General features: G+C 39.1%; 14 protein-coding genes. All 14 read left to right on the top strand.

Annotated features, from left to right (window positions below):
* The first annotated feature begins 17 nt into the window (after positions 1 to 17).
* The gene (gene rho / locus ACFSUL_RS08530) at positions 18 to 1,280 is read left to right on the top strand and encodes a transcription termination factor Rho (protein WP_377934514.1); all 1,263 of its coding nucleotides are present in this window, start codon (positions 18 to 20) and stop codon (positions 1,278 to 1,280) included.
* A gap of 232 nt (positions 1,281 to 1,512) precedes the next feature.
* The gene (gene rpmE, locus ACFSUL_RS08535; RefSeq protein WP_071410503.1) at positions 1,513 to 1,725 is read left to right on the top strand and encodes a 50S ribosomal protein L31; all 213 of its coding nucleotides are present in this window, start codon (positions 1,513 to 1,515) and stop codon (positions 1,723 to 1,725) included.
* Between the two features lie 344 nt (positions 1,726 to 2,069).
* Positions 2,070 to 2,684, top strand: coding sequence for a thymidine kinase (locus tag ACFSUL_RS08540; RefSeq protein ID WP_377934517.1), 615 nt, complete (start codon positions 2,070 to 2,072; stop codon positions 2,682 to 2,684).
* Positions 2,685 to 2,899: 215 nt separating this feature from the next.
* Complete coding sequence (locus ACFSUL_RS08545; RefSeq protein WP_377934519.1) at positions 2,900 to 3,322, top strand: hypothetical protein; 423 nt, start codon at positions 2,900 to 2,902, stop codon at positions 3,320 to 3,322.
* A 338-nt stretch (positions 3,323 to 3,660) separates the two neighbouring features.
* A complete protein-coding gene (gene prfA / locus ACFSUL_RS08550; RefSeq protein WP_377934521.1) occupies positions 3,661 to 4,734 on the top strand; it encodes a peptide chain release factor 1 in 1,074 nt (357 codons plus the stop codon).
* Complete coding sequence (gene prmC, locus ACFSUL_RS08555) at positions 4,734 to 5,597, top strand: peptide chain release factor N(5)-glutamine methyltransferase (RefSeq protein ID WP_377934523.1); 864 nt, start codon at positions 4,734 to 4,736, stop codon at positions 5,595 to 5,597. Before prfA ends, prmC begins: the two co-directional genes overlap by 1 nt.
* A gap of 308 nt (positions 5,598 to 5,905) precedes the next feature.
* Positions 5,906 to 6,772, top strand: a complete 867-nt coding sequence (gene spoIIR, locus ACFSUL_RS08560; protein ID WP_377934526.1) for a stage II sporulation protein R — start codon at positions 5,906 to 5,908, stop codon at positions 6,770 to 6,772.
* Between the two features lie 133 nt (positions 6,773 to 6,905).
* A complete protein-coding gene (locus tag ACFSUL_RS08565) occupies positions 6,906 to 7,346 on the top strand; it encodes a GNAT family N-acetyltransferase (protein WP_377934528.1) in 441 nt (146 codons plus the stop codon).
* Between the two features lie 255 nt (positions 7,347 to 7,601).
* Positions 7,602 to 8,651, top strand: a complete 1,050-nt coding sequence (locus ACFSUL_RS08570) for an L-threonylcarbamoyladenylate synthase (RefSeq protein ID WP_377934530.1) — start codon at positions 7,602 to 7,604, stop codon at positions 8,649 to 8,651.
* Between the two features lie 186 nt (positions 8,652 to 8,837).
* A complete protein-coding gene (locus tag ACFSUL_RS08575; RefSeq protein ID WP_071410510.1) occupies positions 8,838 to 9,392 on the top strand; it encodes a manganese efflux pump MntP in 555 nt (184 codons plus the stop codon).
* 259 nt (positions 9,393 to 9,651) lie between these two features.
* Positions 9,652 to 10,098: a low molecular weight protein arginine phosphatase gene (locus tag ACFSUL_RS08580; protein WP_377934532.1), complete on the top strand. Its 447-nt coding sequence runs from the start codon at positions 9,652 to 9,654 to the stop codon at positions 10,096 to 10,098.
* 85 nt (positions 10,099 to 10,183) lie between these two features.
* Complete coding sequence (rpiB, locus tag ACFSUL_RS08585; protein ID WP_377934534.1) at positions 10,184 to 10,630, top strand: ribose 5-phosphate isomerase B; 447 nt, start codon at positions 10,184 to 10,186, stop codon at positions 10,628 to 10,630.
* 367 nt (positions 10,631 to 10,997) lie between these two features.
* On the top strand, positions 10,998 to 11,540 hold the full coding sequence (locus ACFSUL_RS08590) for a TIGR01440 family protein (RefSeq protein ID WP_377934536.1): 543 nt from the start codon (positions 10,998 to 11,000) through the stop codon (positions 11,538 to 11,540).
* Between the two features lie 258 nt (positions 11,541 to 11,798).
* The gene (gene glyA / locus ACFSUL_RS08595; RefSeq protein WP_377934538.1) at positions 11,799 to 13,040 is read left to right on the top strand and encodes a serine hydroxymethyltransferase; all 1,242 of its coding nucleotides are present in this window, start codon (positions 11,799 to 11,801) and stop codon (positions 13,038 to 13,040) included.
* The last annotated feature ends 371 nt before the right edge of the window (positions 13,041 to 13,411 follow it).

The following is a 13,411-nucleotide window of genomic DNA, read 5'->3' on the forward strand; positions in this document are numbered from 1 at the left end:
TGAAGTGTGGTGTCATAATGGAAGAATTAACAATTTCCGCCCTAGAAAATATGAAGCTGAAAGAGCTTTATGAATTAGCAAGAGAATACAAGGTTTCTTATTATAGTAAATTAACAAAAAAAGAATTAATTTTTGCGATTTTAAAATCGCGTGCAGAGCAAGAAGGGTATTTCTTTATGGAAGGTGTATTAGAAATTATCCAGTCGGAAGGATTTGGTTTTTTAAGGCCAATCAATTACTCTCCAAGTTCTGAAGATATCTATATTTCCGCGTCACAAATCCGTCGTTTTGACCTTCGTAACGGTGATAAAGTATCTGGTAAGGTGCGACCACCAAAAGAAAACGAACGCTACTTTGGATTGCTCCATGTGGAAATGGTTAATGGAGAGGAACCGGAATCGTCGAAAGAACGCGTTCATTTTCCAGCCTTAACTCCGCTATATCCAGACCGTCAAATGACGTTGGAAACAGAACCTAATAAAATTTCTACCCGTATCATGGACTTGATTTCTCCGGTTGGTTTTGGTCAACGTGGTTTAATCGTTGCACCTCCAAAAGCGGGTAAAACAATGCTTTTAAAACAGATTGCTAACTCCATTACGAAGAACCATCCAGAAGCAGAACTGATTATCTTACTTATCGATGAGCGTCCAGAGGAAGTAACAGATATTGAACGCTCTGTTGAAGCAGAAGTAGTGAGTTCTACCTTTGATGAAGTGCCGGAAAATCATATTAAAGTTACAGAGCTAGTTTTGGAAAGAGCGATGCGTTTAGTAGAACATAAACGTGATGTTGTTATTCTTATGGATAGTATCACTCGACTTGCTCGTGCTTATAACCTAGTTATACCGCCAAGTGGACGAACATTATCAGGAGGAATTGACCCTGCTGCATTCCACCGTCCTAAGCGTTTCTTTGGTGCAGCACGTAACATTGAAGAAGGAGGAAGCTTAACCGTATTGGCAACAGCCCTTGTAGATACTGGATCGCGTATGGATGATGTTATCTATGAAGAATTCAAAGGTACTGGTAATATGGAACTTCATTTAGATCGCTCGCTTGCAGAAAGACGTATTTTCCCTGCTATCGATATTCGTCGTTCTGGCACAAGAAAAGAAGAATTGCTTATTCCAAAAGAGCATCTTGATAAGCTTTGGGCTATTCGCAAAGCAATGTCTGATCAACATGATTTTGCTGAGAAATTCCTTCGTAAATTAAAACACTCCAAAACAAATGGTGAGTTCTTCCAAGTGTTGACAGAGGAATCTAAAAAGCGTTAATCTAGTAATCAGCAGCAAAAACTCACTATTCCAGATTAGGATTTAGAAGTTGAATTACAACAAAAGTAGGTTGCATTCGACACTTTTCCTTGTTATAATAATGTCAGTGTGTTTTTAGAAAATGGATGCGGTAAGGGGCTGGCTATTCCTTTATGCTTATGCTCATATCGCATATTTATCTCGAATAAATTACTCTGTTTCAGATGATTCAGGGCGGAAGGAGATGAAAGTAATGAAATCAGGAATTCATCCAAACTACAAAACAGTAACAGTTACTTGTGCATGTGGTAATGAATTTGAAAGCGGATCTGTATCAGGTGATATCCGTGTAGAGGTATGCTCTAATTGCCATCCATTCTATACTGGACGTCAGAAATTTGCTGATGCTGGTGGACGTGTTGACCGTTTCAACAAAAAATACGGTATTAAAGAAAAACAAAAATAAAGTTACAGAAGTACAGGAACGCACTCCGATGCTGTGTGCATAGAGTAAGTTCCTGTTTATTCTTTCTTTAGTGAAAAAACAGGCAAGGATAGGTGCTTGCCTGTTTTTTTATGACGTAAAACCTAGTGATAGAGGCAGTTCCTAATGTCTAGCTCCGGTGGCTCGAGTCATAAGCCAAGCCGCTTCTGCTTTTCTGTTTTGGAGACGATGCCTCTTTTTTTCTGAAATCATGAAATTATAATGGAAAATAATGAACTTTAGGCATCTTTACATAAGTTAAGGTATGCTTTAAACATAGATAGAAGAAACTATAGGACAATGGGTGTGGAAGGAGAGGCGCTTTCGTGTATGTCATGAAACATTCTGGTTGGGTTGAAGTCATTTGCGGCAGTATGTTCTCTGGAAAGTCAGAAGAATTGATTCGCAGAGTGAGACGAGCTCAATTTGCCAAACAAGATATTGCGGTATATAAACCAAAACTTGATAATCGTTATAGTGATGAATCGGTTGTCTCTCATAATGGAACAGCAGTTGTAGCGAAACCAGTCGAGGATTCAGCTGAAATTATGCGTGATCTTCAGTTAGAAGTTGATTTGGTAGCAATTGACGAAGTCCAGTTTTTTGATGAGGGAATAGTAGAAGTTGTGCAGAAATTAGCAAACAGTGGTTACAGAGTTATTGTCGCAGGTCTTGACCAAGACTTCCGCGGAGAGCCATTTGGACCGATGCCGAACTTGATGTCCATTGCTGAGCAAGTAACGAAACTTCAGGCAGTATGTGCGGTTTGCGGTTCTCCTGCTAGTCGGACACAACGTCTTATAAACGAACAACCAGCTTGCTACGATGATCCAATTATTTTAGTAGGGGCATCAGAAGCGTATGAGCCGAGATGTCGCCATCATCATGAGGTACCTAAAGGTGTCAGCGTATCAGCTGATATGGTTGTAGAAGAATCGTAATTTTATATGAGAGTTACAAAACGTAAAACTGCTTTTTTAGTGGTTTTACGTTTTTTAGTGGCTTTAGTTCCAGTTGTTTTAGGGGTTAATGTCGCTTCCGGGGATAGCTGTTTTGCTTGGTGTATCTGGCACAAAACGTCGCATTTGTACCAGGTACACCAAACTAAGAATAAAGACCGCTCCATGGGACACCCTAGAATCAGGAGGTGTCTTTCATGAAAAAGTCATTACTATTGTTGTTATTTGTTTTGGTGTTATCAATTGCTACTGCCTGTGGAACGGATCAGGATTCACAATATGGAATGGGTGATGAGGACCAATCTGGGTTACAACCTGTCAAAAATGACGGTGAAAGAGATGTTCGCGAAAATACAAATCAAAATCCAAATTTTATTGATCTTTCTGATTCGCAGCCTACAAAGGGAACAGATATTGAGAAGGCTAGGCAAGTATTGGAACAGTATACGGATTATGAAGCAGATGAAGTATGGATAAATGGTCAACAAATGTGGGTGACCGCTCATACAAAAGAAAAGATGACAGAAGAGCAACGAAACAAGGAAGAAGCAAAACTAAACAAACAGCTAACCCGTGCCCTCCCACGCTATAAACTAAATGTCCAAATTAAAGAACGGTAAAAGGGATTCCCTTCTACCGTTCTTGTGTTTCCAGTGCCCTTATAATATAATTATACTGTTATGGATTACGGATTGGGTCAACAGTGATGGGCTGTTGACTATAAAAAAATGGTTGTTATTGAAAAGAAAAATAATTTGGAGCACAAAACAGCCTGAATACACGTAGACTTCTGCGGGAACAGTGACCGTCGTTAAGACCCCGCAGCGTAGCGAGGAGGCTCACTGGGCACCCGCGGAAAGTGAAGTGTATTCAGGCTGTGGGCAATCTTTACGAAAAGGCAAATAAAAATGAAGCACTGACAAAAGGTGTTAATGGGACAAAATAGAGGTGAATAGCTGTGTTTGATCGTTTACAAGCAGTAGAAGATCGTTATGATAAATTAAATGAACTATTAAGTGATCCGGAAATTGTGAATGACCCGAAAAAACTAAGAGAATATTCAAAAGAGCAATCTGATATTCAACAAACGGTAGAAGCATATCGTGAATATAAAGATATTAGCCAGCAATATAAAGATGCGAAAGCGATGTTAGAAGAAAAGCTTGATGCGGATATGCGCGACATGGTGAAGGAAGAAGTAAGTGAACTAGAAGAGCAAATTGAAGGATTAGAAGAGCGTTTGAAAGTATTGTTAATTCCAAAGGATCCTAATGATGATAAAAACGTAATCATGGAGGTCCGCGGTGCTGCAGGTGGAGATGAAGCAGCATTATTTGCTGCTAACTTATATCGTATGTACAGCCGTTTTGCTGAAATGCAAGGCTGGAAAATTGATGTTATGGAAGCTTCAACAACAGGTGTCGGCGGCTATAAAGAGATTATTTTTATGATTAATGGTAACGGTGCCTACTCAAAAATGAAATACGAAAATGGCGCACACCGTGTACAACGTGTACCGGAAACGGAATCGGGCGGTCGTATTCATACATCGACAGCGACGGTTGCGTGTTTACCAGAAGCAGAAGAAGTTGAAATAGATATTCATGAAAAAGATATCCGTGTTGATACATTCGCTTCAAGTGGACCAGGAGGGCAAAGTGTTAATACAACGATGTCTGCCGTTCGTTTAACGCATCTTCCAACAGGTGTAGTTGTTTCCTGTCAGGATGAAAAATCACAAATTAAGAATAAAGAAAAGGCAATGAAGGTATTGCGTGCCCGTGTCTATGATAAATTCCAACGAGAAGCACAGGCTGAATATGATGCAACTCGTAAATCAGCTGTTGGAACAGGTGACCGCTCAGAGCGTATCCGTACGTATAACTTCCCGCAAAACCGTGTAACAGATCACCGTATTGGTCTAACGATTCAAAAATTAGATCAAATTTTAGAAGGTAAAATGGATGAAATCATTGATGCTTTAATCGTAGAGGATCAATCAAAAATGCTAGAAAGAATGGAAGAGCAGTAATGTTAGCTAACACTGTATTCGAAGCCCTTAAATGGGCTTCTTCTTTTTTAAAGGATAATAATCGCGATGAGAACGTCGGGGAACTTTATCTCCGTCATTTATTAAAAATGAGCAGAGCTAAATTATTGGCAGAACAGCAGCATGTTTTAACAGAAGCGGAATGGCTGGAGTTTAAACAGGCTATTGAACAGCACGTTAAGGGAATTCCTATTCAGCACTTAATAGGGTTTGAAGAATTTTACGGAAGGCCCTTTCTTGTAAACAGTGATGTACTAATCCCGAGGCCCGAAACAGAGGAGCTCGTTTATTACACGGTAGAAAAACTCTCTAAAAAACAAAATAGGGAGCCTCTTGTAGCTGTAGATATCGGAACGGGAAGTGGAGCGATTGCTATATCATTAAAGTTAGAGTCATCTGCCCGATTAAATATGATTGCCGTTGATATTTCGGATAAAGCGTTGGACGTGGCCCGTGAAAATAGCCGCCGTTTAGGAGCAGAAGTCAACTTTCTGCAAGGAGATCTTGTACAACCTTTAATGCAGGAGGGAGTAAAAGTAGATGTACTCCTGTCCAATCCACCATATATTCCTTTGCGTGATAAAGAGACATTGGCGGATGTTGTGAAGGACCATGAACCAGAACTTGCTCTTTTTGGGGGAGAAGATGGTTATGACTTGTATCGGCGTTTTATGGAAGAACTACCAAAGGTTATGAACGATTCCTTTTTAATAGGGTTTGAAGTAGGAGTAGGGCAAGGGGGAACGGTCGAAAATCTATTAAAAGAAGCATTTCCCGATGCTAACGTGGAAGTTGTTTTTGATATCAATGGAAAAGATCGAATGGTATTCTGTGAACAGGGATAAGGGATAAGTAACAGCTTTCTTCTAGTAACTTTTAAGTAACTACGAAGAAGGCTGTTTTTGTTATTGGCTATTTTCTAAAAAATGTTGGCTTTTAACAACATTCAAAACGCAGAGTCAATTGCAGTAAAAAGGAACGGGCCGTTGCCCACAAACAACAAAACTTTACGAAAATAGCTTCGTTATTAAATAGTGGATACTCTAGGCTTTGTCTCATATTCTTTTTTTCTAGTGAAATTTTTCAAAATTACTAGTTTAAGATTTCCACCTTTTGTCCACAATGTGTTACTGAAGGGAAGGTGGAGAGAGAAATGAAAATGAAAAATTTAGTATCTATGTATATTATTATTTTATCAATAGGAACAATATTAAGTTTATATATTCCGAAACAAGAACTAGCTGCACAAGAAACGATTACAATTCCGGATGAAGCAATCCGGTTAAGAATATTAGCAAACAGCGATATGGAGAAGGACCAGGAAGTAAAGCGGTTAGTTCGTGATGAAGTAAATAAAGAAATTACTAGCTGGGTAGAAAATCTAACATCATTAGACGATGCTAGAAATATAATCAAGTCGCGCTTACCAGAACTTCAGCAGATTGCCGTTGATGTAGTAGAAAGAGAAGGGGTGGATCAAACGGTTTCTATCGATTTCGGTTCAGTCCAATTTCCGACTAAGCTATATGGTCAATTTTTATATCCTGCCGGGGAGTATGAAGCGGTGTTGATCACTTTGGGAGAAGGAGAAGGGGCTAACTGGTGGTGTGTGTTATATCCTCCATTATGTTTCCTAGATTTCTCTAACGGAAATGCAGTAAGGAGTCCTGGGTTTGAGGAAAAAGCAGAAGCGAGTGGTAAAGAAGAAAGTGCGGAATTAGTAGAAAAGGAAAAAGAGGAAAAAGAAATTGCCGCAGTTGCGGAAGTAGTACCGGCGGAAGTAGAAGTAGAAGAACAACAAGAAACACAACAACAAAAACAGCAAAAAAAACAACGAGAAGTAAATAAGGAAGAAGTTTCCCCTGTAGAAAAGAAAGAAGTGACAGAGAGTAAACATGTGGATAAAACGACTACTGTTGAAAAGTCAGAACCTGTCTATGTGGAAGAAAAAACGGAAGAAAAGGAAGAAGTAGAGGTTCGATTCTTTGTATTTGATGTTGTAAAAGGATTATTTGATTAACAACAGGCTGCTCCTTAAGGGGTGGCCTTTTTTAATAGTAACAATGGTTTTAAAAGAATCCTTTTTTTTGGTCTATTTTTTCTCTTAATTCATATGTATCTAGTAGATACGATAGAAAAAGGAGGAAGAGTGGATGTTAAAAATGATTCGGCAAGCTGTAAAAGAGGATTTTGGAAGTATTGTGGAAATGTTAGAGAAGGCAGGTTTGAGTACAGAAGGAGTGGAGGAAGCAATTGAAAGCTTTCTTGTTGTTGAAGATGGTGAGGAAAACTTGATTGGAACGTTAGGAGTGGAAATTCAAAATCGTACCGGTTTACTTCGTTCGCTAGTAATAACAAAAGAACTTGGTGGGGATGACTTGTTTTCTCTTTTTCAAGAAGTGCTCAAACTTTCAAAAGAAAGAGGATTGGAAAAGCTATTTTTAATTTCTAACCGGAAAGCCTCGATTGATTTCTTTCATTTGTTAGGTTTTGCAGAAGCGAAAGAAGATGATGTCGAAGAATTAGCAGAATTTACACATGCACAAAAGTTATCCACTGTGGATGAATGCGTTGTTATGAAATTGATTTTTTAAAAAAGGACATGATTATCCCCAATCGGATAAACATTTCCCGTAAAAGAGAAGGATTTTTCAGAATTATTCACACTATCCACAAAGTTATCCACATAAATTGGTAAGATATACACTTTATGTGGATAATGCTTGTTTATTCTAGTTGATTCTTTTATACTTTCAAAAGAGTACTAACGAAAAAAGCTTCTTATACCAACATTTATACACATATTAACAAAGGAAGATTTAGTTTTACATAAAGGTGGATGAACGTTAATGATGAAACATTGGATTGTGGAAAGTGATGTGGATATAAATAAAAGTTATCCACAAATTGTGGATTCTTCTTTTTTTCTTCAGCAAAATGAGGTAGTAGCATTTCCGACTGAAACAGTTTACGGTTTAGGTGCGAATGCTTCTTCCGATGAAGCGGTGGAAAAGATATTTAAAGCAAAGGGACGGCCCTCTGATAATCCACTTATTGTTCATATTGCAAAAAGAGAACAATTAATAGAGCTTGTTGAGGAAATACCCAAAAATGCAGAGCTATTAATGGAAGCTTACTGGCCTGGCCCGTTGACAATTATATTTAAAAGAAAAAAAGGTGTATTATCAGAGAAAGTAACAGCTGGTCTAGAGACGGTGGCTGTTAGAATGCCGGATCACCCAGTAGCTTTAGCAATTATTTCAGCAGCGGGATTGCCGATTGCTGCTCCAAGTGCCAATCGTAGTGGTAAACCAAGTCCAACAACAGCACAGCATGTAATCGATGATTTGGAAGGTAGAATTGCGGGTGTTGTGGACGGAGGAGAAACGGGTGTTGGTGTGGAATCGACCGTTGTTGATTGTAGTGGAGAAACTCCGGTCATTTTACGACCAGGTGGTGTGACAAAAGAACAGCTAGAGGAAGTTGTGGGAGATGTGAAAGTAGATGCTGCGCTGCAAACAGGAGAAGGAGCACCGAAATCCCCTGGAATGAAATATACCCATTACGCTCCAAATGCTCCGGTTTATTTAGTAGAAGGAACACCTCATGATATCCAAAAGCTTATCGATGAAAAGAAAAGAGAAGGGCTGAAGGTAGGGGTTCTAACAACGGCAGAAGGAAAGGAGTTATACGATGCAGCACTCGTTTTAGCATGTGGAGAAAGAAAGAATTTATCTTCAGTTGCGCACATGCTCTATGATACCTTAAGAGCCTTCAATTCAAGTGATGTTGATATTATCCTTTCCGAAATGTTTCCACTTGAAGGTGTAGGACTCGCAATTATGAATCGTCTTCAAAAAGCAGCGGGACATCGGGTTATTAACGTGGAAAATAAATAAGTAACGATAGAAAAGCTTACTCAAAAGGAATTTTTGTGTCCCGGAGAGTGGGCTTTTTTGTTTGTGCCAGGAATAAAAGGTGGTGAGTGTGCCAGGAACAGCTCACTGCTTTTATTATGATGATTCTAAATCCGCTTGGACGTGCATATGTTTGTTTTGTAGGCACGTCCAAAGGGGGAAGGACTAATGAACACATTAATAGCTGAGCTTTTCACATTAATATTAATGGCATTTGCCTTAGGGATGGATGCCTTTTCAATAGGAATTGGAATGGGAATGTTTAATCTTCGGCTGAAACAAATTTTTTACATAGGAATCACGGTCGGAATTTTTCATGTATGGATGCCTCTATTAGGTATGATCACAGGAAAATTCTTATCCGAAACATTCGGCTCCTTTGCAACATATGCAGGAGGGATTTTACTTATTGTTCTAGGGGTCCAAATGTTTGTATCCAGCTTTAAGGACGAGGAATCAACCCTCATTACTCCGGTGGGGGTTGGGTTATTACTATTTGCACTAAGTGTAAGCTTAGATAGTTTTTCGGTTGGTCTATCACTAGGTATATTCGGGGCAAGAACAGCTGTAGCTGTATTTTGCTTTGGTATAGCTGCAACGATCCTAACGTGGGCTGGGCTATTAATCGGGAAAAAATTTCAAGGTGTACTCGGTACATACAGCGAGGCCCTTGGAGGAAGTATTCTGTTTGCCTTTGGGATAAAACTATTGCTGCCAATGTAGGAGGAGTCCGAGGTCCGTCCCCGGTTGCGGTACAGCTGTAAAGGAGCAAAAATTTCTTAGTTTGGAACTTATAGTAAATGTGAACAAAAAGAGGAGACCAGTTTGATGGGAAATGGTCTTCTCTTTTTTCTGTTAAATATCTATCATCTGTAGCTGCGCTATTATAAAAGATTCGTTTATAGTAGAGGATGTGTTTTATAATAGAAGAAAGAGGAAAATATAAATTCTAAATTAAAACATAGTAAAGGGGTCTAATACCATGAATATTTTATTTGTCTGTACGGGGAATACTTGCCGAAGTCCAATGGCTGAAGCTGTGTTGAAATATAAAGGGAAAGACCATTTTAAGGTGAAGTCCGCCGGTGTTTTTGCATTTGATGGGAATTCCGCTACTCCACAGGTTGAAGAAGTGTTGAAGGAGAATAATATAAAACAGGAGCATCAGTCAAGCTCACTGACAAAAGAAGATTTAGACTGGGCAACGTATATTTTTACGATGACAGCTAACCACAAGGCATCGATTGTTAATCAATACCCACATATAGCCGACAAGCTATTCACGTTGAAAGAGTTTGTTTTAGAAAATCCAGCAAATCAGGATGTAGTCGATCCATTTGGAGGAAATGTCGAAGTGTATCGTCGAACATATAAAGAATTGGAAGAGTTGATTGATCAGTTGATAGTAAAACTGCAACGAGAGAGTTAATACGTGGGGAAGTTTCACTTTATAAAAATCAATGCTTATGTGAAAATTAAAGATATTATAGAACTTTAAAAGGGGAGGGCTACAAATGAAAGTAGCAATTGCTTCAGATCACGGTGGATTAAACATTAGAGAAGAGATAAAAGGTTTATTAGATAAACTTGGAATTGAATATGAAGACTTTGGCTGTGACTGTGAAACGTCAGTAGATTATCCTGATTATGCCTTACCAGTTGCAGAAAAAGTGGCAAGTGGAGAATTTGATCGAGGAATTTTAATTTGCGGTACAGGAATTGGCATGAGCATCTCTGCAAATAAAGTAAAAGGCATTCGTTGTGCCCTTGTCCACGATGTTTTTAGCGCAAAAGCTACGCGTGAACACAATGACAGCAACATATTAGCTATGGGTGAACGCGTAATTGGACCGGGATTGGCACTAGAAATTGCAAAAACATGGCTACAAACAGAATACCAAGCTGGCAGACACGCTAATAGAGTTGGGAAAATTTCCGAATACGAAAACAAAACCCTGTAAAAAGAAAAGCGGAAGTGGCTGATTGAGTTAACCTACAACCTCATTCAAAAGGCAAAGGGGTCTGTCCCCTGCACTGTTGCTAAAAGGGATGATTTACAAGCCCAATCAACAAAGTGGCTACATAAGCAGGGGACTGACACCGCAAAGTAGGCAGCGGATACCAAATAAAAAGACTCACCATTTTAATCTAGCCACTGCAAACTACATCGCGGTGTCAGTCCTAACTAACAAGGAAATCCGATATGCGGTGAGTGTAAATCATTTATTTTTTAATAGATAAGGGGACAGCCCCCGTCTGCTTAATGATGGGGATAACCTACACACTTATCTAACAAAGCGGCTGCAACCCCAGTGAGGAGGAGATAAGATGGAAATCGGACAAGTAAAAGAGCAGCTCCGTAGTATCCTAGCAGATTTTGAACAGCAGGTTTCTATGAAAAGAGGAAGTATCTTTGTTGTCGGTTGCTCCACTTCAGAAGTAATGGGACAGCGGATTGGAACAGCTGGAACAATTGAAGTAGCCGAAATGATTTTCCGAGAGTTAAAGGAATTTGCCAACCGACAACAGGTGTCCCTTGCATTTCAAAGCTGTGAGCATATCAATCGGGCAATCGTTTTAGAAAGAGAAGTGGCCGAAAGAAAAGGCCTCGATGAAGTGACGGTCGTTCCTGTACGAAAAGCAGGAGGGGCAATGGCTACACAAGCCTACCATTCTTTTGAGGACCCGGTAATAGTAGAATATATTAAAGCAGATGCTGGAATCGATATCGGTGACACTTTTATTGGAATGCATCTTAAGCATGTAGTTGTTCCAGTAAGAGTCACGCAAAACAACCTTGGAAAAGCGCACGTCACACTAGCGACAACCCGACCAAAACTAATCGGTGGAAACCGTGCTGTATACGAATAAAATAAACCAATGAAAACTCTCACAACAAGTCAATAGTGAGAGTTTTTTTATTTGCATAGTAAGACCAGTCCTGTAACGCGTTCTATTAGTGAGGGACGGATCTTGTAGAAAAGCTTATGACCTTAATCCTCGAGGTATTGTAGTTGGATACAAAAGATGAAATATTATTTATAGTAAACTAGATTCGTGATAGAATAGAGTTGTTTTTAGAGTATAGGCAATGGTGAAGTTGGCCTGATAATAAAAGGGGGATTTGTAGTGAGTAAGATTGCCAAGCAAGATCCAGAAATTTATGCAGCGATTCAAGATGAATTAGAGCGACAAAGGACGAAAATTGAGCTGATTGCTTCAGAAAACTTTGTAAGTGAAGCCGTAATGGAAGCTCAAGGTTCTGTTCTCACTAATAAATATGCAGAAGGTTACCCCGGACGCCGATATTATGGTGGGTGTGAACATGTGGATGTTGCGGAAAATTTAGCCCGTGATCGTGCGAAAAAGCTATTTGGAGCAGAGCATGTTAATGTACAGCCGCACTCCGGAGCTCAAGCCAATATGGCAGTCTACTTTACAATCTTAGAACAAGGGGACACGGTGTTAGGGATGAACTTATCCCATGGGGGACATTTAACACACGGAAGTCCAGTTAACTTCAGTGGAATTCAATACAACTTTGTCGAGTACGGTGTGGATAATGATAATCAGCAAATTGACTACGAGGATGTTCGTCAAAAAGCGATTGAAAACAAACCAAAATTAATTGTAGCAGGAGCAAGTGCTTACCCAAGAGGAATAGACTTTGCTAAGTTCCGCGAGATTGCAGACGAAGTAGGAGCGTACTTAATGGTAGATATGGCACACATTGCTGGACTTGTTGCAGCGGGACTTCATCAAAATCCTGTTCCATATGCCGATTTTGTTACGACAACAACACATAAAACACTTCGCGGACCTCGTGGCGGTATGATTCTTTGCAAAGAAGAATATGCGAAAAAGATTGATAAATCAATCTTCCCAGGTATTCAAGGTGGCCCACTAATGCATGTTATCGCTGCTAAAGCGGTTGCTTTTGGTGAAGCACTTCAAGATTCTTTCAAAGATTATGCTCAAAACATCATTAATAATGCCAAGCACCTTGGTGAAGGACTTGTAAAAGAGGGAATTGATCTTGTATCAGGTGGTACAGATAACCACTTACTATTAATTGATTTGCGTTCACTAGGGTTAACGGGAAAAATAGCGGAAAAAGTATTAGATGATATTGGTATTACTGTTAACAAAAATACGATTCCATTTGATCCTGAAAGTCCGTTTGTGACGAGTGGTATCCGCATTGGAACTGCTGCGGTGACATCAAGAGGCTTTGGGGCAAATGAAATGGAAGAGATCGCATCTATTATGGCATTCACATTGAAAAACCATGAAGATGAAGCAAAATTAGAAGAAGCAAGAAAACGTGTTGTAGATTTAACAAGTAAGTTTTCGCTTTATGAAGATAGATAAAGGCTATAGATACCTATTTGGAAAGTAACAAGATTAGTTTGGTGCGGAATTATAACAAATTCCGTACCTTTATTTTATTGTTTCAATAGGAGTTTAAATATTTTAGCTTATTTTCTAGTTTTTTTATTAATGTTACGTAAAAAATAAAAAAACTATTGCATGAGACTCAAGATGATGATATATTATTACTTGTCGCCGCGATATGAGGCAGTGAACAACAAAAACTTATTTTAAAAAGTTGTTGACATTGAAACTTATTGGTGATATGATAATAAAGTCGCTTCAAACAAGCGATTAACACATTGAACTTTGAAAACTGAACAAAGCAAAACGTCAACGTTAATTCAAGTTTTATTTTAAAAGAGCTAATC

The organism is Bacillus seohaeanensis (genome assembly GCF_042684945.1).
Lineage (GTDB): Bacteria > Bacillota > Bacilli > Bacillales > Bacillaceae_B > Rossellomorea > Rossellomorea seohaeanensis.